Raw genomic sequence first — 20,103 nt, 5'->3', positions numbered from 1 at the left:
AGCTGTCTCGCATTTACGCGTGATTTCGGATCCCCCGTACACGCAAGCCCCGAAAGGATGCCGATGACCAAGGCCGACCTCGTTGAAAAAGTCACTGCTCTCGGAGACCTGACCCGCCGCGACGGAGAGATTATTGTCGATACCCTCTTTGACTCCGTGATCGGCGCCCTGAAAACCGGCGACAAGATCGAGATTCGCGGCTTCGGATCGTTCCGCACGCGCCAGAGAAAACCACGCATCGGCCGCAATCCGAAGACCGGCGCCAAAGTCGACGTCCCCGCAAAGCGGGTGCCGTACTTCAAGCCGGCCAAGGAATTGCGCGACCTCGTTAACCCGAAGGAATCCTCTGAGCCCGAGGAGATCGATATCCACCACCCGCCCGCCATGTAGAGCATTTTCCCTGTTGCTGGGTGTTCCGGAATGGCGTGAAGCGGCGTTTCATGCGGAAAACGCCCCTAGGTGCGGAAGCCCTACTCTACACCTACAGGGAAAATGCTCCAGGCGGGCTTTATCGTTGCGGGCTATCGAGATTATTCAGCGTGCCTGCCTGGCGGGCAGGTATCAGGCGAAGAGGCAAATCCAATCGAACGGCTTCGGCGCATAGACCCCACACTGAAATTTGTTCTGCTAACGTTCCTGATCGCGTATACGGTGGGGTACGGTCTGCTGTGGCTTTGGCCCCCGGCCTCGGGTCTGGCTCGGCAATACCTTCCAAGGACCGGCGTCGTCTACGCGCCGGCGATAGCTGCCCTGCTGGTCACCGGAAGAGAGGGCGCCGGCAGCTTGCTGCGGAAACTCAATCCGCGTGGGCAATGGCTCTGGGTGCCCGTGCTACTGACCGCGGGCGTGGTGTGCATAGTCGTGGCGTCGCTCGTAGTTGGAGTAAAACCGGGAGACCTCGCCCGCACCGCTCATGCGTGGCCCTTGTTTGCGGCGCACGCACTGCTGCAGTTTGTGTTCGCCGGATGCGGGGAGGAATTGGGATGGCGCGGATGGCTGCTTCCGCAACTGATGACTCGTCACCGGGCCATTGTTGCGACCATGATCGTAGCGGCGATATGGGGCTGCTGGCACGTTTTCATTCTTCTCAGCGGCTTACGAACAGCGTCTGCGTTTCTGTTCGGCGTATTCGGCTTGTCATTTCTCTTCACGGCACTGTGGGAGCGCGTGAACGGGAATATTTTCGTGCTCGCCGTGGCCCACGCCAGCGTCAACGCGCCGCTCTCGTTGCTGAGCAAACAGAGCGTGGTGGACGCCGTGTTTGTGCTGTACGGCCTTCTTGGTCTAGTCGTATTGATTCGAATGATGGCGCAAGGAAATCGCGTACCTTCTCCATCTGATCGGCAGTTCGCTGAAACGGTCTCTATCGCGGCCACTTCTCCAGCACAATCGCCTCCGCCCGGGCCTTAACCTCATCCAGCGTCAGCGCGGTGGAGTCCACCAGTACAGCATCTTCGGCAGGCCGCAGCGGTGATTCGGTGCGATTACGGTCGCGCTCATCGCGTTCCCGCAACTCTTTCTTGACGGCATCTTCTGTCGGTTGGCCTTCACTGGGACCGGTCTGCACAAAACGGCGGTGCCCGCGTGCATCGGCCGAGGCATCGAGAAAGATCTTCACCTCAGCATGCGGGAAGACGACCGTACCGATATCGCGGCCTTCCATAACCACGCCACCCTGGGCTCCCATCCGCTGCTGCGCGGCGACCATCAGGGCGCGGACCTTCGGATGAACGCTGACCTTTGAGGCGGCCTGCGTCACATCCTTCTCCCGCAACTGCGCGGTCACGTCCTCTCCATCCAGAAGCACCCGGTTTCCGTTCTCGGTCGGCTGCAGCTCGATGACCATGGTCTCGGCCATCGACGCGAGCGCCGGCTCATCGTCAAGGGGAAGCCCCAGACGGAGAGCCTTCAACGCGACAGCGCGGTACATCGCACCGCTCTCCAGGTTCAACAGGCCGAAGCGCTTTGCGAGAAAGGTGGCGATCGTGCTTTTACCGGCGCCGGATGGTCCGTCAATGGCAACGACGGGCTTGCGATCCGCCATTACTCATCACTCTCCCGCTTTTTGCGGAACGGCTTCGCGGCGCCGGGCTTGCCGAACTTCTTCGGAGCTCCGGATCTTCCGCCCGGCTTCGACCCAAACTTCTTGGGCGCCCCGCCAAACTTCTTAGGAGCTCCACCGAACTTCTTGCCGCCGAAGGATGGCTTACCTCCGTCAGCCTTGAAGGTACGGCGCGGACGATCTTCCCCTGCTCCTTCTTCGCGCTTGCGGAACGGCTTGCGCTCCCCATCAAACGGTTTGCGCTGGAACGGCTTACGATCACGGTCGCCGCCGAAGCTGCGGCGTGCCGGACGTTCGCCACCCTCTCCTCCCTCTTCACGCTTACGGAAAGGCTTACGCTCTCCGTCGAAGGGTTTGCGATCACGATCGCCGCCAAAGCTGCGGCGTGCAGGACGCTCACTTCCCTCACCCTCTTCACGCTTGCGGAACGGCTTGCGCTCACCGTCGAATGGCTTGCGCTGGAACGGCTTACGCTCGCGGTCGCCGCCAAAGCTACGACGTGAAGGACGCTCACCACCCTCACCCTCTTCCCGCTTGCGGAACGGCTTACGCTCGCCATCAAACGGCTTACGCTGGAAGGGCTTCCGGTCGCGGTCCCCGCCAAAGCTGCGACGGGCCGGACGCTCGCTACCCTCACCCTCTTCGCGGGGACGGAATGGCTTACGCTCGCCATCGAATGGCTTGCGCTGGAACGGCTTCCGATCACGGTCGCCGCCGAAGCTGCGGCGTGCCGGACGCTCACTACCTTCACCTTCTTCGCGCGGACGGAACGGCTTACGCTCTCCATCAAATGGCTTGCGCTGGAAAGGCTTACGGTCACGGTCGCCGCCGAAGCTGCGGCGCGCCGGACGCTCACTGCCCTCACCTTCTTCGCGAGGACGGAAGGGCTTGCGCTCTCCATCGAACGGTTTGCGCTGGAACGGCTTGCGGTCACGATCTCCGCCAAAGCTACGACGCGCTGGGCGTTCACTGCCTTCACCGGCTTCGCGAGGACGGAACGGTCTCCGCTCCCCATCAAAGGGCTTGCGATCGCCAAACTCCTTGCGTGGGCGGAACGGCTTACGCTCTGCGCCTTCAGTACCTTCCTCGGCGCGGGAGCTTCTCCGTGCTGGACGCTCGCCTTCTCGGGCCGCCGGCCGGCGTTCTACGCGGCGACGGTCTTCTGTAAAGGTCTTCTCGGTACGCTGACGAGCGCGCTCCAGCAGATTTTCACGATCGGGCTCAGCTTCGCCGACATCGCCCACGTCGATGGTGTCGCCTTCTTCGCTTGCGCCCTCTGCACTCACCTCAACAGGAACGATCTCAGGCATCTCCGGCAGCTCGCCGCGAATGTGCAGCAACGTCTTGCCTTCGAGCACCACTTCGTCGAGCTGGCGGGCGGCGTTCAAGCCGCTAACGGCGTCCCGTACCTTCGAACGCGCCACCAGCGGCGAGAGGAACGCCTCAATCTCATCGAGCTCCGCAACCAACACCGCAGTCAGATACAGCGAGATCATGGCGGAGAGAGCGGTCGGCACACCGGCATTGCCGCCGGCCTTGATCTGCTTGGTAAACCGAGCAGTGAGCAGCTCCCACTGGGTCTCTTCTTCGCCATCCTGGTACACCGGAATTACGCGCAGCATCGCCCACAACTCGCTAAGCGCCCGTAGCACGGCGGCATGCGTCAGCTCGCGGCCAAGCTCGGGAAGCAGGTTGGAGACGGTCTGCGGTCCCTTGGACTTCAACACGCCCCAGACCTTCAGTGCGAGCGGGGAGAGCGACGATGCCGCCGGGGCTGCCTTCCAGCTCTTGTCGCCGCGCAGTGTGTAGAGATAAGGCAACGCGGCTGCGCTCACGACGAAATCCGGAATATCGCCGGGGGCGGCGCCTCCCAGCAGGAGCAGCGGTACGGCCGCTCCCTCACGGACCAGACGGCCCAGCATCTGTTTTGCAGCCTCTGCCTCGGCCACTCCAGGTTCCGCAACTCCACTTACCGCCGAAACGAAGACGGGGGCGGGGGCAGCAAGCTGCGTCTTCGGCGTCCACAGAACGAGTCCCATGCGGTCAACCCACGCACGGGCGTCTTCCAAAATTAAAAGCGCATTGCTGTCCAGCCCGAAGGCACGACGCCGCGCAAGATCCAATTGCTCACGAGTCATAACCTTTTAAGTCTATCGGCAATTGCTGTCCAGTGCCGCCAGCATGGCCTTTATCCCGCAATACAAAGCAACTAGAGCATTTTTCCTGTAGGTGTAGCGTAGGGATTCCGCATTTATGGGCGTTTTCCGCAATGAAAACGCCGCTGCACTCCTCTTCCGGGATACCCAGCAACAGGAAAAATGCTCTAAATGCGGTTGAAGGCCCGCTGAATCTCTTTGAGCGAGTAGCGCAACGCAATCGGCCGTCCATGCGGACAGCTGGTTGGATGCTGCGTCTTCGCCAGCTCCGCCAACAGCCACTCAATCTTTGCCGGATCGAGCGGCATATTGATCTTGATGGCCGCATGGCAGGCGATCGAAGCCGCAATCCGCCTGCGACGTGCCTCGGCGTTCTCAACCTGCCCCGTACGATCATCCGCCAGCACCTCGTCCAGCAGATGCTCCAGTTCCTTGCCCTCCAGACCGACAGGAGCTGCTTTGACAGCCAGAGTCCGCGGACCAAAGGGCTCGGCTTCAAAACCGTTGCGATCCAGTTCGTCGGCCAAGTCCGCAAAGGCAAGCATCTGCGCCGGCTGCAGATCGACCAGCAGCGGCATCAGCAGTCTTTGCCTTTGCACCGACTCCGTACGGCGCTCACGCAGGATCTTCTCAAACAGAACCCGCTCGTGAGCCACGTGCTGGTCAATGATCCAAAGACCGTCTTCATTCACCGCCAGGATGAAGGAATTGCGTAACTGTCCCACCGGCCGCAAGGTCGCCAGCGAATGCAGGGTCTCCGAACGCTCGTCTCCTTCCTCCGGCGTTGCCGAAGAACAGGAGTGCCGCCCTGACACCCGCTGTTCCGGCTCGCGTAAAAATGGCGGCTCATCGACAGAGGCCGCCGCCTGCGGGGGGAAGACAATACGCTGCTCGGTAGCCAGAAACGGATCAGGCTGCAGCGAAAATGCCGAGGCATCGCCCGCTTGCGGATCTCCTTCGGAGGCTGGCGGAAGATCGGGCGCCCCTGGCATGGGGCTGACGTCGATACGCAGCGCCTCGGCTGCTAACGGAGAATCCGTAAGCGCCATCGCAAAACTCATCACCGGCCTTGCGGCCATCAACGCCGTCCGGACCGAATCGCGCAAAAAGTCATGCACGATGGACTGCTGCCGGAAGCGCACCTCCGTCTTCGCCGGATGCACATTCACGTCCACCTCGGCAGGTGGGATTTCGAGAAACAGCAGCACTACCGGAAAGCTGGTCGGCGGGATGACGTTGCGATAAGCCTCTGAGAGGGCATGCAGCACCAACCGGTCACGAATCAGCCGCCCATTCACGAAAACATAGATCGAGTTTCGGTTGAGCTTCTGCAGCTCTGGCTTTGATACAAAACCACTTATGCGCATCACGCCCGGCTCGGGCGGTTCGTAGTTCTCGTCCCGCTTCCATGGCGGTGGCTCCGGAATTCCGACGCGGGCAAAGTCAGTCTCGGCGGCCACCGGGATCATCTGGTCCACGGTCTCGCGGCCAAAGATCTGGAACATGCGGTCCGCCGCGGAGGTCACCGCAGGAGCCACCAACAGCGCGTGTGTGGCCGAGTGCAGCTCAAAGTGCTTGGTCGGATTCGCCAGGGCATAGTGCGTCACCAGAGCAGCGACATGCTGCAGCTCAGTCGATTCGCTGCGCAGAAACTTCCGGCGCGCTGGAGTATTGAAGAACAGGTCCCGGATCGTCAGGGTCGTGCCCGCCGGGCGCCCGAGATCCTCTACCCGGAGGAGTTTGCCGCCTGCGATCTCCAGCAGCGTGCCGGCTTCGTCCTCCGGTGCGCGCGTCTCCATCGTCAACCGGGAGACCGAAGCGATAGAAGGCAGCGCCTCGCCGCGGAAGCCGAGTGTAGCAATTTGCAGCAAGTCATCGGAGCTGCGCAGCTTAGAGGTCGCGTGCCGCTCGAAAGCAAGCAGAGAGTCATCGCGCCCCATGCCGTGTCCGTCGTCGGCGATACGAATAAGCTTGCGCCCGCCTGCTTCGACCTCGATCCGGATCCGCGCAGCGCCAGCATCGAGGGCGTTCTCCAGCAGCTCCTTAACGACGGACGCTGGACGCTCTACCACCTCACCGGCAGCAATCTGATTCGCTACCTGGTCTGACAGCACACGGATACGGCCCATCCGGATATTTTATGGGGTCGGGGTGTGCCATCCAATTCCTGCCGTCAGCGTTTCGGCACAAATTGGTCCAGACGAGGCGGAGGCCGAAGGCTGTGGCGGGTCCACAGTCGAGATTGACAACGACGTATGGACCAATTTGCGCCGAAACCCAAGGGCCGGGCAGATTTTCTTCACCCCAGCCAGCAGAAGCTAGCTGGGGACCCCGATGGCCCGATCTCGTTATCACTCGTCGTTCCAGTAGACCAGCTACAGTTCTCTCCTCGTTCCTCAATCTCAGAAAAATCTGCTCCCGGCGCTGACTGGCAGGAATTGGATGACACACCCCAGGTTTGAGGAAAGACAGGCTTAAATACAAACGCCCGCATCCGGAGCATCGGATGCGGACGCGGTCATCAACTCTACTTGAAGGTACCGCAGAAGAAGGCGAAGAAAGCACCGAAGAGAATAAGGAATACCTGCCAGTAGCGTTCGAGGAACGATTCGTTTGCGTGCGACATCGCGGTAATAATCTCCTTCTGCCATCCTACATGGATGGCCTGCTGCCTGCGAAGGCCATGCGTGTCTTCCACTGGATGACACGCCCTATTTTACTTCTTCTTGTTTTACTTCTTCTTGGACTTCGACTTCCCTTTGGACTTGTCCTTTGTTTTGTCCTTTTTGGACTTCTTCTTCGAGAGAGTCTTAAGAGAAAGAGTCTTAAGAGTCGACTCCTGGTCACCGACCATATGCAGGCGCATGAAGTTAGTGCCGCCGGACTTGGTGCGGGTGCCGGCAACAATACCGAGAATCTGACGATCCTGCACATAACCAAGATCGCGCAGAATGTCGTCGGCCATACTGACCAGAACGTCAGTGTCATGGAAGCGGGCGCAGAGCACCGGCGTTGTGCCCCACAGCAGCATCGAGCGATTGATGACTGCCTGGTCCGGCGAGAGAACGTAGATCGGAGTCTCAGGACGATACTTCGACAACAGACGGCCCGAGTAACCGCTCTCGGTAAAGATTGCAATCGCGGTCAGATCAAGATCCTGGGCGGCCAGGGCCATGCACTCGCAGATGGTCTCGGTAACCGATAACGCTCCACGACGCGAAGAACGAACCTTAGGTGCAGGATTGTTGCGGATCTGCAGCTCCGTCTCGGCAACAATCTTGGCCATCATCGCAACGGCATTGACCGGATACTTACCGTTTGCCGTCTCAGCCGAGAGCATTACAGCGTCGGTGCCATCGTAGATGGCATTGGCCACGTCGCTGGCTTCGGCGCGGGTCGGACGCGGATTCTCGATCATCGACTCCAGCATCTGGGTTGCCGTAATGACCGGTTTACGCGCCTCATTCGCCTTGGCGATGATGTGCTTCTGGATCGCGGGGACCTTCTCCGGTGGGACCTCGACACCCAGATCGCCGCGGGCCACCATGATGCCGTCAGCAACCTCCAGAATCGAATCCAGGTGCTCGATCGCCTGCGGCTTTTCCAGCTTGGCGATGATCCAGGCATCGCTCTTCAGCGCCGCCAGGCGGGTCTTCACGTGACGCACATCATCTGCCGTCCGAACAAATGAGACCGCGACGGTATCGACGCCTTCGCCAATCGCAAATTCGAGGTCTTCCTCGTCCTTCTCGGTCAGCGAGGGAACCTTCACCGGAATGCCCGGGAGGTTAATGCCCTTGTTCTCGCCGAGCATGCCGCCATTGAGGATGTCGCAGACGACATCTTCACCCTTGACTTCGCGGACGATCAGCTCGATCAGGCCGTCGCTCAACAGAATGCGGGCGCCAGGCTCGAGGTTCTCGGCCAGCGTGGTGAAGGTGGTTCCGACAGCGTCCGCCGTACCCTCCTTGATCTTGGGAGAGATCGTGAGCAGCTTTCCCTGCTCCAGCAGGACGGGCTTGCCGCCCTTCAGCTTGCCGGTACGGATCTTCGGCCCCTGCAGGTCAGCCAGGATACAGATGGCCTTCTTCTCCTGCTGGGAGACGCGGCGGACCATCCGGATCAGTTCGGCTTTCTGGGCATGGGTGCCATGTGAAAAATTCAGGCGGGCAACATCAAGCCCGGCGCGGACGAGTTGCCCGAAGATGAGCTCATCACTCGACGTGGGTCCCAGCGTTGCGACGATCTTTGCGCGGCGCTGGCCGCTCTCTCCCAGGCTCAAACCATTCAACATGTGCGATTCAGTCCCCTATATGCGGCAATACAGCAGTAGTCCGCAGCCATTCTACCTGCTTTGCCCTTGTGACTGGTTCGACCACCATATTTTATCGGCCCTGAAGTGGACTGCTGGCCGTTCGATGCACCAGAACGTGATGAGCCTGACGCACGGCATTGAGCTCTGCTCCAAGCAGCACGCTGATGCTTGCCAGATATAGCCAGACCAGCAGCGCAATACCTGCGCCCAGCGATCCGTAGACCCGCGAATAGTTGGCAAAGTGCGTGACATACCATCCGAACCCAAGCGTCGATGCAAACCAGAGCAGCGTCGCGAACAAAGCTCCTGGGAGAGTCCTCCGCCATGAGACTGAACTCGCCGTGCCGAAGTGGTAGATGAACGACAGCACACTCACCGTGCCTGTAAGTGCGATCACCCAACGTGCGGCAGTTGCCACGAAATAGATGATGTCGCGTGAATGATACGGAGCAAGAACGTAAAACCAGAGAGCGATGTAATGGCCGAAGACGACCAGCACGCTGGCCAGGCCGAGCGGCAGTATGGAAATCGGCACCAGCAGAAACGAGGTGATGCGACGTCTCCAGAATCCCCATGTCCCCTGCGGGACATCGTAGGCGCGACGAAAGCCCTCCATTAGAGTCAGCAGGACACCCGAGGCGCCGGTCAAACTCACAATGGAAGCGCCTACAGGCAAGCCTGCACTCGTCTCACTGGTATGCCGAAAGTACGATGCCAGCAACCCCAATACCTGGGGCGGCAGCACCCGTACAAAGATCAGAGAAAACTGCTGCCGGAAGAGAGAGCTATCCGGTAGTCGCGCAATCACCGCAGCAGTGACGATGAGCGCCGGGAACAACGCAAAGACAGCGGAATAGGCACAGCCTTTGGCGGTGCCAAAGACATCGTGGTAGAAGCCGTTGCGCGCAGCCAGCCGCAGATGAGCCCAGAATCGGCGCATGAATGACAACAGACTACCTTGATTCAATGACATCGACGACGCTGTCAATCGTCTGGCGTGCTTTCAGAGTTAGCACTTAAAAACGCGCCGGCGCCCCAGAAGAGGCGCCGGTGTCATTTGTCTCCCTGCTGGGGCATCTCCCTGTAGGTGTAAAGTAGGGCCTCCGGATCTATGGGCGTTTTCCGCAATGAAAACGCCGCTGCACTTCTCTTCCGGGATACCCAGCAACAGGGAAAATGCGATTAGATCTCCCAGCGTAGAAGCGTAGAAGCGACGGTAAACCCTGCCCCGACGGAGGCCAACAGCACCAGGTCGCCTTTCTTCAGCCGTTTTTCCTCGACGGCCGTCCCCATGGCAAGAGGAATGGTTCCGGCGGTGGTGTTGCCGTAGCGATCGATATTGATGATGACGCGGTCTTCGGGCATCCCGAGACGATCCGCCGTCGACAGGATAATGCGCTTGTTCGCCTGATGCGGAATAAAGCAGCCAAGCTCGTCGCCCTTCACGCCATTCCGCGTGAGTACCGCCTCAGCGGCCTCTGCCATCTTCCGTACGGCAAACTTATAGACCGCTTGTCCATCCTGATGCACATAGTGCATCTTCTGGTCGATGGTCTCGTGGCTGGAAGGATGCAGGCTGCCGCCGCCGGGCATATTGAGCGAAACTCCGCCGGCGCCGTCGACCTCATGCCAGAAGTCCACCAGCCCGACTTCATCGCCCTCACAGGGCTCGATCAGGACCGCACCGGCGCCGTCACCGAAGAGGATACAAGTCGTACGATCCGTGTAGTCGATGATGGAGGACATCGTGTCGGCGCCGATGACCAACACTTTTTTGTGAGCACCGCTTTCTACCAGTTTGGCTCCCACCTGCAGGGCATATGGAAAACCGGAGCAGGCTGCAGAGAGATCGAAGCCCCATGCACCGCGAGCGCCCAGCTTGTTCTGTACGAGGCAAGCGGTGGAGGGGAACATCATGTCCGGAGTCACGGTGGCGACGATGATGGCGTCGACCTCATCAGGAGAGACTCCACGCGCCTCCAGGCACCTCTTTGCTGCCTCTGCCGCCAGATCGCTGGTTGCTACGCCCTTGTCAACAATGTGGCGCTCACGAATTCCAGTGCGCTCCACGATCCATTGGTCGCTGGTTTCGACCATCTTCTCCAGATCGGCGTTGGTCAACAGCCGAGGGGGGACATAGGTTCCAAGAGAACTGATCTTCGCCCGCACGCTGACGTGTGGCTTCAACTCAAGAGACAAACGGTCACCTCACACTTCCAATAGGAAGGATATCGGACCAGCGATGGATTGTAGAGTGGGGAAGACAATTGAAGAGTGCTTTGAAAAGTACCGGGGAGCCTACTGCGCACGTACTGGCCCGTTACCGTTGCTTCCTTCCGGACCTGGCGGGGTTCGCGGGATTACGTCGCGTAGGTCCCGGCACTTGTTTAGTTTAGCAGTGTTTCGCAAACCCTGCTGATGACACACCTGAGAGCTCCGGGAAGCAGTGGAAATCAGGGTAGAATATTAAAGTGTCTACCCCTGTAAAATCTGGCGATTTCGCGTCTGAAGCTGTGCTCGACCGCGACGCCGCAACGCAAAAAACACGCATCGGATTTGTCTCTCTCGGCTGCCCGAAGAACCTTGTCGACTCTGAAGTCATGATGGGCCTGCTGCATCACGCAGGCGCCGAGCTGACACCGCATGCAGAACAAGCCGAAGTCATTGTCGTGAACACGTGCAGCTTCATCGACTCTGCCAAGCAGGAGTCAGTCAACGCGATCCTTGAGATGGCCCAGCACAAGACCTCGGGCCGCGCGCAGAAGCTCATCGTTGCCGGCTGCCTGGTCGAGCGCTATCGCGACGAGATCCGCAAGAACATCCCCGAGGTCGACGCCGTCATCGGCACCGGTGAGCTGGAAGCTGTACTCGCAGCCGCAGGCATGGCTCCAATCAAACAAGAGCCTTCTCCCTTCAACATCATCAATGCATCGCCGTCGGTTGGGTCTGAGCTGATCGACCGTGCTCCCTCGGCGGTCAAGAAACACTCTCGCCCCGAGGGCGATCTGCGCGAAGAGCAGGGCCGCTTCAGCCGCGATGCATGGGATGGCGCATCGCCATCCTTGCCCGAGTATCTCTACTCTGACGAGACGCCGCGCATTCTCACCACGCCGAAGGCCTCGGCGTATATCAAGATTGCAGAAGGCTGCGATCACCCCTGCACCTTCTGCATCATTCCGCAGCTTCGCGGCAAGTTCCGCTCGCGCAGAATGTCATCGATCATCACTGAAGCCGAGTCACTGGTGAAACAGGGGGTACGCGAGATTACGCTGATCGGCCAGGAAACCACCTGTTACGGCGAGGATCTCGGCCTGAAGGATGGCCTGGCGCAACTGCTCGATGCCCTGGCGCAGATCAACGTGCCCCGCATAGGCGGCATCAAGTGGCTGCGGTTCCTCTACGCATACCCCAACAAGGTCACACCGCTTCTCCTCGAGACCATCGCGAAGCACGACAACATCTCCAAGTACCTCGATGTTCCGCTGCAGCACGCCTCGCCCTCTGCCTTGAAGCGTATGAAGCGCGGCGGCTCCGGCGAGATCTTCCTCAAGATGATTGAACGTGCCCGCGCGACGGTGCCTGGCATCGTACTGCGGACCAGCTTCATCGTCGGCTTCCCCGGTGAGACCGATGCCGAGTTCGAGGAGCTGATGGACTTTATCCAGAAGGCTCAGATCGATTGGCTGGGTGTCTTCTCCTACTCGGATGAAGAGGGCGCCAAGGCTTTCGATCTGGATGAGAAGGTGCCTTCGCGCACCATCGAATCACGCCGCCGCAAGCTGATGCGCCTGCAACAGAAGCTCAGCACCAAGGCAAAGAAGGCATGGGTTGGTCGTGAAGTCGAGGTCCTGGTCGAGGGTCCGAACGAAGAGACACCGCTGCTATGGGACGCACGCACCATGCTGCACGCTCCTGAGATCGACGGCAAGGTGCTGATCAATGACTTTGGCCCACACGAAACCCTGGTTCCCGGCACCTTCTATCGCGCCGAGATCACCGAGTCACATGACTACGATGTAGTCGCCCGCATTCTCGAGTAAGACGTGGGAACTGGCGATACCCAAAATGTAATGTTCGAGCGCGCGGCTCGAACCGGTGGGAGCCGTGGGCTTCAGCCCACGGTCTATCGTCCTCAAGGAAATGGGCTTTAGCCCTGGACCGTTGTTCCAGTTCTCAGAGAGAGCCCAGGGCTGAAAGCCCAACTTTTTGGAAGTCCATTATCAGCGGGCTGAAGCCCGCTGCTCCCACCGGCTTACTTCCCACGCGCTCCTAACAACATCACCAAAGCATATGAAAAAGGCCCCTAATGGGGCCTTTTTCCTTTACCTGCGTTCCCTGCTTTAAAAACCGCCGTTTGCCTTTGCATCGTTGATCGCCTTGTTGTAGCCGGCGGTGAAGGCAGTGCGATATGCGTCACGCTGATCCTTCTTCACGCGGGCAGGCGGGTTCTTGTACAGATGCGAGGTTGTGGCGTCGATCTTACGCTTGGCCAGCGTATCCAGTTTGGCCGCCTCCATGCCGTCCTTGTAGGCCTGCTCCTGTTCCGGAGAGCCTGCGAACGAGCCGTTGTACTGCGCGGTGGCGGGAGACTGGGTCTGCTGGGCCAGCGTCATAACCGAGGAGCTGGCAAGGATAGCCGCTACTGCGAGCGGCGTGATAAAACGGGTTGTTTTCTTCATTCGGTGTTACCTTTCTAGTTCTAACAACGACGTACTGCGCACTGCTTTACTTCCGGCGTGAAATGCTACGCCCGGGATACAGACGTTGCCAAATGCGTCGGCGCTGCTATTTTTCTGCTCTTTTGCCGTTTTTTCACGGTCGGCGGTCGAACCTGCAAGGGTGTACCTTGGAGAAAGGAAACTCGATGGCTTCGAAGAAGGCACTCCGCTGTCCCACTTGCCGCACCCTGGTGCTGGAAAAGAACCCCGATTACCCGTTTTGCAGCGATCGCTGCCGCCGTATCGACCTCGGCAAATGGGCGTCGGGAGACTACCGTATTTCTTCCCCGATCCTGGATCCTGAGGTACTGGAAGGACTTGCGGAACATGCCCGGCGTCCGCAGCGGGACAACGATGACGACTAACGCCAGAGCAAACACACGCAAAACTCCCTGGGCTTGGATTCTTGGCACATTCTTCGGTGCGGGACTGCTCAAGCCCGGCCCGGGAACTTATGGATCGGTAGCGGCAGTGCTCATCTGGCGTCTGTCGGCTTATGTTCTCGACCTTACCCGCCCCCAGTTGACGGTCCTGACCCTTGTGTTCGCGATTCTGGCGACACTGGCCGGTATTCCGGCGGCAACTCGCGTTGCGCGCGAAAGCGGCCAGAAAGACCCGCAGATCGTGGTGATCGATGAAGTCGCCGGCCAGTGGATCGCGCTACTCTTCGCCGCCCCGATCTGGAAACACTACGTGCTGGCCCTGGTGCTTTTCCGGCTGTTTGACATCCTCAAGCCGCCCCCGGTGCGCCAGTTGGAGCATCTGCCGAAAGGGGCAGGCATTATGGCCGATGACCTGATGGCCGGTGCATACGCGTTGATCTGCTTTGTATTGATTGCACATTACACCTTCCCTAATTTCTAGGCGCCGGAACTGGATGCCCCACATACCGGGGTCCCCAACGAACAAAGTTCGTCGGGAACCCCGATATGCAATGGATGGAGCACCCAGAGTTTGGGTGGGCCACTAAAACCTCTTGAATACCTGTCGCAGGCGCGAAGGCTCCCACCTGCGTTAGGCTTAATCCATGACACCAGCCTTTCGTTTTGGGTCAAATGTCGAAGCTCCTCACCTCGACTCGGTAACACCGCTGGCGGCCCTGCCGAATGGCGAGTTCCAGGTACAGGGCAAAGCTCTGGGCGTGTATGAAGGACATCTGCCGACGGTTACCATCGGCGATGTGCCTGCAAGGCTTGCTCTCTCGCGGAGTTCCCGTCTGTCGGTACGAGTCCCGGAAGGCTCCATCACCGGTGACCTGGTCGTCCGTTCTCACGGCACAACCAGCAATCCCCTGCCTGTGCGGGTCGCTGTCCCCATGGCGGACAACTTGCATCCTGTCGCCAATCCGGCAGTCGACGCGCAGGGCAATGTCTATGCCACACTCTCTGGACCGCGCAATCAAAAGACACCAGTCTCGATCTTCCGCATCGATCGCGACTTCCAGGTGCGCCCCTTTGTGCGCGACCTCATGAACCCCACCGGCCTTGCCTTCGACGCCGAAGGCTACCTCTACGCCAGCTCTCGTGCGGAAGGGATCGTCTATCGAATCTCTCCGTCTGGAGCGATGGCTGTTTACGCCGAAGGCATGGGTGTCGCCACGGGGATCGCTTTCGATAACGACGGCAATCTCTTTGTAGGCGACCGCAGCGGAACCATCTTCAAGATTGATCGCGAGCGCCAGATCTTTGTCTATGCCACGCTGGAACCCAGCGTCGCTGCCTATCACCTTACCTTTGACACGACCGGCACACTCTTCGTGACGGCGCCGACGACCTCCAGCCGTGACCACGTGTACACCATCAACCGGAACGGAGAGGTGGACACCTTCTACGCCGGCCTGGGACGGCCCCAGGGTTCTGCCTTTGATATCGACGGCAACTTCTATGTCGCAGCATCACTGAACGGACAGCGCGGCATTGTGCGCATCACACCCAGGCGAGAGGCATCACTGCTTGTCTCCGGTAACTCGATTGTCGGGTTTTGTTTCCTGGAAGACGGCTGTGCCGCCATCGCTACCAACAACGCGCTCTATCACGTCGAACTCGGTATCGAAGGACAGCTTCTTCCATCTACAAATTCATGAACGCAGAGATTATCGCGATCGGCTCTGAAATGCTGACGCCGCATCGCCAGGACACCAACTCGCTCTTTCTCACTGACCGTCTTAACTCCCTCGGAGTTACGGTCGACTTCAAAACGATTGTGGGCGATAACTTCACCCATCTCACCGGTGCTATTGTGACAGCATTGTCGCGTGTTGACATCCTGCTGCTCTCCGGTGGTCTGGGGCCAACCGAGGACGACCTGACGCGCGAGGCAGTCGCCTCGGTTCTCAAACTCAATCTCAAACGCAATAACGATCTGCTCGCCGGTCTGCATGCACGCTTTGCCAAACGCGGCATCGCCATGTCGGATAACAACGCCAAACAGGCTGACGTCATCGACGGCGCAGTGGTGTTGCCCAATGCGACCGGATCTGCTCCGGGACAGTTTCTGGACACCGTCTTTGGCAAACATCGCAAGCTCATCATCCTTCTACCCGGACCGCCGAAGGAGTTGAAAGCGCTCTACGACGCTGAGGTCCGTCCCCGCCTGCATTCCATTCTGCCGCCACGGTTCATTACCAAGCGCATGCTGCGGATTGCACTGGTGCCAGAATCGACCGTCGATGCACGGGTCGCCCCGATCTACAAGGGCTACAGCGATGTGGAGACCACGATCCTGGCGCACAACGGCGAAATCCAGTTGCACTTTCAGTACGCCGGCGTATCTCTGAACCAGGCGCAGGCCCGCGTCGATGAAGTGGCCAGCCGGTGCGAGCAGGAGATGGGGGATGATGTCTTCTCCTCGCACGGAGAATCTCTGGAAGAGGTGGTGCAACTGCTGCTGGGTCTGAAAGGTGTGCGCGTGGCCACCGCTGAAAGTTGCACCGGCGGTTGGCTGGCGCAGCGTTTGACCTCGCTTCCCAATGCATCGCGTACCTTTCTCGGGGGAGTCGTTGCCTACTCCAACGACCTGAAGAGCAGCTTTACGGATGTCCCCGCATCAGTCATCGATGCCTTCGGTGCGGTCAGTGGTGCCGTTGCGCGTGCCATGGCGGAAGGTATTCGCACCAGGACCGGGGCGGAGATTGGTATCGGCATTACCGGCATCGCCGGCCCCGGCGGAGGCACAGACGAAAAACCAGTCGGTCTGGTCTTCGTAGCGCTTGCCGATGGACAGGACACCGATGTGAAGAAGCTGAACCTGAGCGGAGACCGTGAGCGTATTCGCTGGTGGGCCACGCAGAATGCTCTGGATATGCTGCGCAGAAAGCTGATGTAATGGCACAACGATTCACAGACAGGCTCGCTTCTCTAAAGTCCGAAACCACATCAGAAGACAAGAGTGGAGCCTACTTCACCAATATCCTTACAAATATCGACCGTTATGGACTTTCAATTGTTCATGTCTGTCCTCGTGAGAATGAAGAAGGCTTGAACTACAGCTATTCCATTGGTCTCTACGACACCTTTGGTCAGCCTGAAGCCTTACTATCCGGATTCCCAGTAGAACTTGCGCATTCAATCCTCAATCACCTGGCGAAACGTTACGCGGATGGCTTCATACCGCAGTCTGATATCCGATATGCGGATTTTCTGGGAGGCGGTGCAGACGTTGTCTTCCGTCCCATGCTCTCACGATTCGTTAAACCCACGATGCTCTCTTGCGCATGGTTCTACGGAAGAGATTTCCGTTTTCCGGCCTACCAGTGCATCTGTCCTGACCTTAGCAATGTCTTCCCATGGGAGGATGGATTTGATCCGTCGTGGCGATCGAGGCAGGCCTTGCTTTACGAGGGTGCCGAGATTACCCCTTTGGAAGAAGAATTACTTAGTTGAAGTTGATTGCTACACTTTCAACTGACGCAATGAACCCCTGGCTTCTCACTCTCGTCCTCGCCTATCTGTTGGGATCGATTCCCTTCGGTTATATCCTCGTCCGTCTCTTTCTCAAGCAGGACATTCGTAAGACCGGCAGCGGCAACACCGGCGCCACCAACGTGGCGCGCTCCGGTAAAAAGGGGCTGGCGATTGCCACCCTGCTGCTGGACCTGTTGAAGGGAGTCGCCGCGGTGATCATTGCCCGACATATCGCTGCGGCCTACGGCATGAATACAGAGGACATGGCGGCAGCCGCTGCGGCGATGGCGATACTCGGCCATATCTTTCCTGTGTGGCTCGGCTTTCGCGGCGGTAAGGGCGTGGCCACCGGCCTGGGTGTATTTCTCGCCATTTCACCGCTGACGACGTTGTGCTGCCTGGCTGTCTTTATCGTGATCTTTCAGCTGTGGAAGTATGTCTCTCTGGCCAGCATTGTGGCAGCGGCGGTCTTTCCAGTCTTCGCCTTCCTGTTCTCGCGTGGCAACGTAAGCCCCATCGTCGCGGCAAGTTTCGTTTTGATTCCCGCAGTCATCATCTTCAAGCACCACTCGAATATTCAGCGGCTGCTCAGGGGAACGGAAAACCGCTTCGGCAAAAAGAAGGAAGCGTAGGATGAGCCGCATCGCTGTACTGGGAGCAGGAGCATGGGGCACTGCCCTCATGTTGTCGCTGGCACGCCGTGGCGGCCATGAGCTGACACTGTGGGCGCATACGGAACAGGACGCGACAGAGATGCTCGCCCGTCAGGAGAACCGCAGATTTCTCCCCGGCTTTGCGTTGCCTGAGGACCTCAAGATCACGACCTCGTTGACGGAGGCGATTCCCTCTTCCGAGATTGTGCTGTGCGTTGTTCCTTCTGAGCACCTGCGCGCCACCTTTGTCGACGCCGCCTCGCTCCTGACACCTGACCATGCAGTGATCTCAGCGACCAAGGGCATCGAACAGGGCACGTACCTGCGTATGAGCCAGGTGATCGAAGAGTTGACGCCGGCGAAGCTAGCTGTACTTTCTGGTCCGTCCTTCGCACAGGAGGTTGCCCAGGGGATGCCGACCGTGGTCACCATGGCATCGAAGGACCGCGACCTGGCACAACGGTTACAGTCAGACTTTTCTTCTTCGACCTTCCGCACCTATGCCAATGATGATGTCGTCGGTGTCGAGCTCGGCGGTGCGTTGAAGAATGTCATCGCTCTGGCTGCCGGAGTCGTTGCCGGTCTTGAACTCGGACACAACGTCGCCGCCGCCCTGATGACACGCGGTATCGCTGAGATCACCCGCCTTGCCGTCGCCTGTGGCGGACGTCCTGAGACGCTGGCCGGCCTTTCTGGCGTAGGCGACCTGGTGCTGACCTGTACCGGCTCGCTCTCACGGAACCGCACCGTCGGCATCGAGCTCGGCAAGGGCCGTAAACTGCCGGAGATCATCGCCTCGCTCAACGGCAAAGTCGCCGAGGGCGTCCTCTCCACCTCCGCGGCACTGGGTCTGGCGCGCAAGCATGACGTGGAAATGCCGATCACCCAGCAGATGGAGGCAATTCTGCATGAGGGCAAGGCCCCCATGGAGGCGATCCGCGAGCTGATGACCCGGTCTCTGCGGGCTGAGTAAAGGCCTGCCCGGGTTGCCCGTCGGTCCCCTGTGGGAGCGATACACTAAGAGGGATGGCTATTCAGACACTCTTCGGTTCGCTGAAGGACGACGAACCCCGTAAACCGGAACAGGAAGAGGAAGCACTCGAAACATCGCGCGGCTTTTTCAGCCGCATGAAGCAGGCGGTCACCCGCACGCGCGAGAACCTGAGCGCGCAGCTTGACCAGGCCCTCTCGTTTACCCGGACAGTCGATGAGAGCGACCTCGAAGACCTGGAAGCGATTCTGCTGACGGCAGATATCGGCCTTTCCACCACTACTGAGATCATCGATCGTCTTCGCGAGCGAGCCAAACGCGAAGGTATCGAATCCGGCGCGGCGCTGAAAGATCTGCTCAAGCAGGAGATCAAATCCATCCTGGATGATGTGCAGCGCGTCGTACGCCCGCCAGCAACGCCGCCGGAGGTCATCCTGATGGTGGGCGTCAACGGCACCGGCAAGACGACTACCTCCGGCAAACTCGCAGCCTTCTTCCAATCCCAAAACCGTTCCACCCTGCTGTGTGCCGCCGATACCTTCCGCGCCGCCGCCATTGAACAGCTCGAGGTCTGGTCACAGCGCTCGGGAGTTCCGATCGTCAAGACACGCCAGGGCGGCGATCCTTCAGCAGCGCTCTTCGATGCTCTCGATGCCGCAAAGAAGCGTGAGACTCAGGTGGTACTGGTCGATACCGCCGGACGCCTGCACACCAAGGCAGGTCTGATGGCTGAACTCGACAAGATGCGCCGTATCGCCCAGAAGTTCGTTGCAGGCGCTCCGCACCAGGTATTTCTGGTCATCGACGCCACTACCGGGCAAAACGGCCTGCAGCAGGCTCGTCTGTTCACAGAGAGTGCCGGCGTCACCGGTATTGTTCTCACCAAGCTGGATGGCACAGCCAAAGGCGGTATCGTCGTTGCCATCGCGCACGAGTTGAAGCTGCCCGTTGTCTTCTGCGGTATCGGAGAGAAGATGGAAGACCTGCTGCAGTTTGACTCGGCAGCGTTTGTTGAAGGGCTTTTTAGCTAAGGCGTATCGACAAATTCAGTTGATCTGACAAGCATGACTGAAACTGGTGGGAGCAGCGGGCTTCAGCCCGCTGATAAAAGCTTAAAGGTAGACGGGCTTTTAGCCCTGGGCCTCCTCTGTCAGTGGGGGAAAAAGCCCAGGGCTTAAAGCCAGCCGTTTCAAGGTGTTTGTATGAGCGGTTGAGGGGGAATCACTTTAGTTATGGTGGTTGTGTCTTTATTGTCTGAGTTGATGGGTTGGAGGTGTTTAGCCTACAGATTTCCGGGAGGAAGTTT

General features: G+C 59.2%; 19 protein-coding genes and 1 other RNA gene. 11 read left to right on the top strand and 9 right to left on the bottom strand.

Annotated features, from left to right (window positions below):
- Positions 1–63: 63 nt before the first annotated feature.
- On the top strand, positions 64–390 hold the full coding sequence (locus tag OHL21_RS03345; RefSeq protein WP_263415824.1) for an HU family DNA-binding protein: 327 nt from the start codon (positions 64–66) through the stop codon (positions 388–390).
- Positions 391–459: 69 nt separating this feature from the next.
- A complete protein-coding gene (locus OHL21_RS03340; protein ID WP_263415823.1) occupies positions 460–1,410 on the top strand; it encodes a CPBP family intramembrane glutamic endopeptidase in 951 nt (316 codons plus the stop codon).
- Here OHL21_RS03340 and cmk read toward each other — a convergent pair.
- From cmk to ffs, 8 genes are all read right to left on the bottom strand, one after another.
- Positions 1,364–2,044, bottom strand: a complete 681-nt coding sequence (gene cmk, locus OHL21_RS03335; protein WP_263415822.1) for a (d)CMP kinase — start codon at positions 2,042–2,044, stop codon at positions 1,364–1,366. The two genes, OHL21_RS03340 and cmk, sit on opposite strands and share 47 nt — an antisense overlap.
- Entirely contained in the window at positions 2,044–4,200 is a 2,157-nt protein-coding gene (locus OHL21_RS03330) for a hypothetical protein (RefSeq protein WP_263415821.1), read from the bottom strand. Before OHL21_RS03330 ends, cmk begins: the two co-directional genes overlap by 1 nt.
- A 185-nt stretch (positions 4,201–4,385) precedes the next feature.
- Positions 4,386–6,347, bottom strand: a complete 1,962-nt coding sequence (gene mutL / locus OHL21_RS03325; RefSeq protein ID WP_263415820.1) for a DNA mismatch repair endonuclease MutL — start codon at positions 6,345–6,347, stop codon at positions 4,386–4,388.
- 398 nt (positions 6,348–6,745) lie between these two features.
- On the bottom strand, positions 6,746–6,916 hold the full coding sequence (locus OHL21_RS03320) for a hypothetical protein (protein WP_263415819.1): 171 nt from the start codon (positions 6,914–6,916) through the stop codon (positions 6,746–6,748).
- A gap of 33 nt (positions 6,917–6,949) precedes the next feature.
- Positions 6,950–8,512, bottom strand: a complete 1,563-nt coding sequence (gene pyk / locus OHL21_RS03315; RefSeq protein ID WP_263415818.1) for a pyruvate kinase — start codon at positions 8,510–8,512, stop codon at positions 6,950–6,952.
- 91 nt (positions 8,513–8,603) lie between these two features.
- Entirely contained in the window at positions 8,604–9,473 is an 870-nt protein-coding gene (locus tag OHL21_RS03310; protein WP_263415817.1) for a YihY/virulence factor BrkB family protein, read from the bottom strand.
- Between the two features lie 242 nt (positions 9,474–9,715).
- Positions 9,716–10,732, bottom strand: coding sequence for a beta-ketoacyl-ACP synthase III (locus tag OHL21_RS03305; RefSeq protein ID WP_263415816.1), 1,017 nt, complete (start codon positions 10,730–10,732; stop codon positions 9,716–9,718).
- Between the two features lie 85 nt (positions 10,733–10,817).
- An RNA gene (ffs, locus tag OHL21_RS03300) (signal recognition particle sRNA small type) lies at positions 10,818–10,915 on the bottom strand.
- A gap of 131 nt (positions 10,916–11,046) precedes the next feature.
- Between ffs and rimO the strand changes: the two genes are divergently transcribed.
- Positions 11,047–12,573, top strand: a complete 1,527-nt coding sequence (rimO, locus tag OHL21_RS03295; protein ID WP_263415931.1) for a 30S ribosomal protein S12 methylthiotransferase RimO — start codon at positions 11,047–11,049, stop codon at positions 12,571–12,573.
- A 300-nt stretch (positions 12,574–12,873) separates the two neighbouring features.
- Here the strand turns inward: rimO and OHL21_RS03290 are convergent, their stop codons facing one another.
- Positions 12,874–13,212, bottom strand: a complete 339-nt coding sequence (locus tag OHL21_RS03290; RefSeq protein ID WP_263415815.1) for a hypothetical protein — start codon at positions 13,210–13,212, stop codon at positions 12,874–12,876.
- A 185-nt stretch (positions 13,213–13,397) separates the two neighbouring features.
- Here OHL21_RS03290 and OHL21_RS03285 point away from each other — a divergent pair, with 185 nt between their 5' ends.
- The 8 genes from OHL21_RS03285 to ftsY all read left to right on the top strand — a co-directional run bounded on the left by OHL21_RS03285 (position 13,398) and on the right by ftsY (position 19,828).
- A complete protein-coding gene (locus OHL21_RS03285) occupies positions 13,398–13,616 on the top strand; it encodes a DNA gyrase inhibitor YacG (protein WP_263415814.1) in 219 nt (72 codons plus the stop codon).
- Entirely contained in the window at positions 13,606–14,115 is a 510-nt protein-coding gene (locus tag OHL21_RS03280; RefSeq protein ID WP_263415813.1) for a phosphatidylglycerophosphatase A family protein, read from the top strand. The genes OHL21_RS03285 and OHL21_RS03280 overlap by 11 nt, the downstream gene beginning before the upstream one ends.
- Positions 14,116–14,278: 163 nt before the next feature.
- A complete protein-coding gene (locus OHL21_RS03275) occupies positions 14,279–15,334 on the top strand; it encodes a gluconolaconase (RefSeq protein ID WP_263415812.1) in 1,056 nt (351 codons plus the stop codon).
- On the top strand, positions 15,331–16,575 hold the full coding sequence (locus OHL21_RS03270; protein WP_263415811.1) for a competence/damage-inducible protein A: 1,245 nt from the start codon (positions 15,331–15,333) through the stop codon (positions 16,573–16,575). The genes OHL21_RS03275 and OHL21_RS03270 overlap by 4 nt, the downstream gene beginning before the upstream one ends.
- Entirely contained in the window at positions 16,575–17,132 is a 558-nt protein-coding gene (locus tag OHL21_RS03265; protein ID WP_263415810.1) for a DUF4262 domain-containing protein, read from the top strand. Before OHL21_RS03270 ends, OHL21_RS03265 begins: the two co-directional genes overlap by 1 nt.
- Positions 17,129–17,785, top strand: a complete 657-nt coding sequence (gene plsY / locus OHL21_RS03260; protein ID WP_317889956.1) for a glycerol-3-phosphate 1-O-acyltransferase PlsY — start codon at positions 17,129–17,131, stop codon at positions 17,783–17,785. The genes OHL21_RS03265 and plsY overlap by 4 nt, the downstream gene beginning before the upstream one ends.
- Before the next feature lies 1 nt (position 17,786).
- A complete protein-coding gene (locus OHL21_RS03255) occupies positions 17,787–18,779 on the top strand; it encodes an NAD(P)H-dependent glycerol-3-phosphate dehydrogenase (RefSeq protein WP_263415809.1) in 993 nt (330 codons plus the stop codon).
- A gap of 53 nt (positions 18,780–18,832) precedes the next feature.
- Positions 18,833–19,828 carry a signal recognition particle-docking protein FtsY gene (gene ftsY / locus OHL21_RS03250; protein ID WP_263415808.1) on the top strand — a complete coding sequence of 332 codons (996 nt, stop codon included), beginning with the start codon at positions 18,833–18,835 and terminating at the stop codon, positions 19,826–19,828.
- Positions 19,829–20,103 lie beyond the last annotated feature (275 nt).

The sequence above is a fragment of the Terriglobus albidus genome (genome assembly GCF_025685425.1).
GTDB classification, from domain to species: domain Bacteria; phylum Acidobacteriota; class Terriglobia; order Terriglobales; family Acidobacteriaceae; genus Terriglobus; species Terriglobus albidus.
The sequence above is the reverse complement of the archived record's forward strand: the minus strand, read 5'-3'. Positions and strand labels throughout refer to the sequence as shown.

Excerpts from the sequence above, each read along its gene's own strand:
- OHL21_RS03345 (WP_263415824.1), top strand. The coding sequence starts at position 64 with ATGACCAAGGCCGACCTCGTTGAAAAAGTCACTGCTCTCGGAGACCTG.
- cmk (WP_263415822.1), bottom strand. The coding sequence starts at position 2,044 with ATGGCGGATCGCAAGCCCGTCGTTGCCATTGACGGACCATCCGGCGCC.
- OHL21_RS03330 (WP_263415821.1), bottom strand. The coding sequence starts at position 4,200 with ATGACTCGTGAGCAATTGGATCTTGCGCGGCGTCGTGCCTTCGGGCTG.
- mutL (WP_263415820.1), bottom strand. The coding sequence starts at position 6,347 with ATGGGCCGTATCCGTGTGCTGTCAGACCAGGTAGCGAATCAGATTGCT.
- pyk (WP_263415818.1), bottom strand. The coding sequence starts at position 8,512 with ATGTTGAATGGTTTGAGCCTGGGAGAGAGCGGCCAGCGCCGCGCAAAG.
- OHL21_RS03310 (WP_263415817.1), bottom strand. The coding sequence starts at position 9,473 with ATGCGCCGATTCTGGGCTCATCTGCGGCTGGCTGCGCGCAACGGCTTC.
- OHL21_RS03290 (WP_263415815.1), bottom strand. The coding sequence starts at position 13,212 with ATGAAGAAAACAACCCGTTTTATCACGCCGCTCGCAGTAGCGGCTATC.
- OHL21_RS03285 (WP_263415814.1), top strand. The coding sequence starts at position 13,398 with ATGGCTTCGAAGAAGGCACTCCGCTGTCCCACTTGCCGCACCCTGGTG.
- OHL21_RS03280 (WP_263415813.1), top strand. The coding sequence starts at position 13,606 with ATGACGACTAACGCCAGAGCAAACACACGCAAAACTCCCTGGGCTTGG.
- OHL21_RS03275 (WP_263415812.1), top strand. The coding sequence starts at position 14,279 with ATGACACCAGCCTTTCGTTTTGGGTCAAATGTCGAAGCTCCTCACCTC.
- OHL21_RS03270 (WP_263415811.1), top strand. The coding sequence starts at position 15,331 with ATGAACGCAGAGATTATCGCGATCGGCTCTGAAATGCTGACGCCGCAT.
- OHL21_RS03265 (WP_263415810.1), top strand. The coding sequence starts at position 16,575 with ATGGCACAACGATTCACAGACAGGCTCGCTTCTCTAAAGTCCGAAACC.
- OHL21_RS03255 (WP_263415809.1), top strand. The coding sequence starts at position 17,787 with ATGAGCCGCATCGCTGTACTGGGAGCAGGAGCATGGGGCACTGCCCTC.
- ftsY (WP_263415808.1), top strand. The coding sequence starts at position 18,833 with ATGGCTATTCAGACACTCTTCGGTTCGCTGAAGGACGACGAACCCCGT.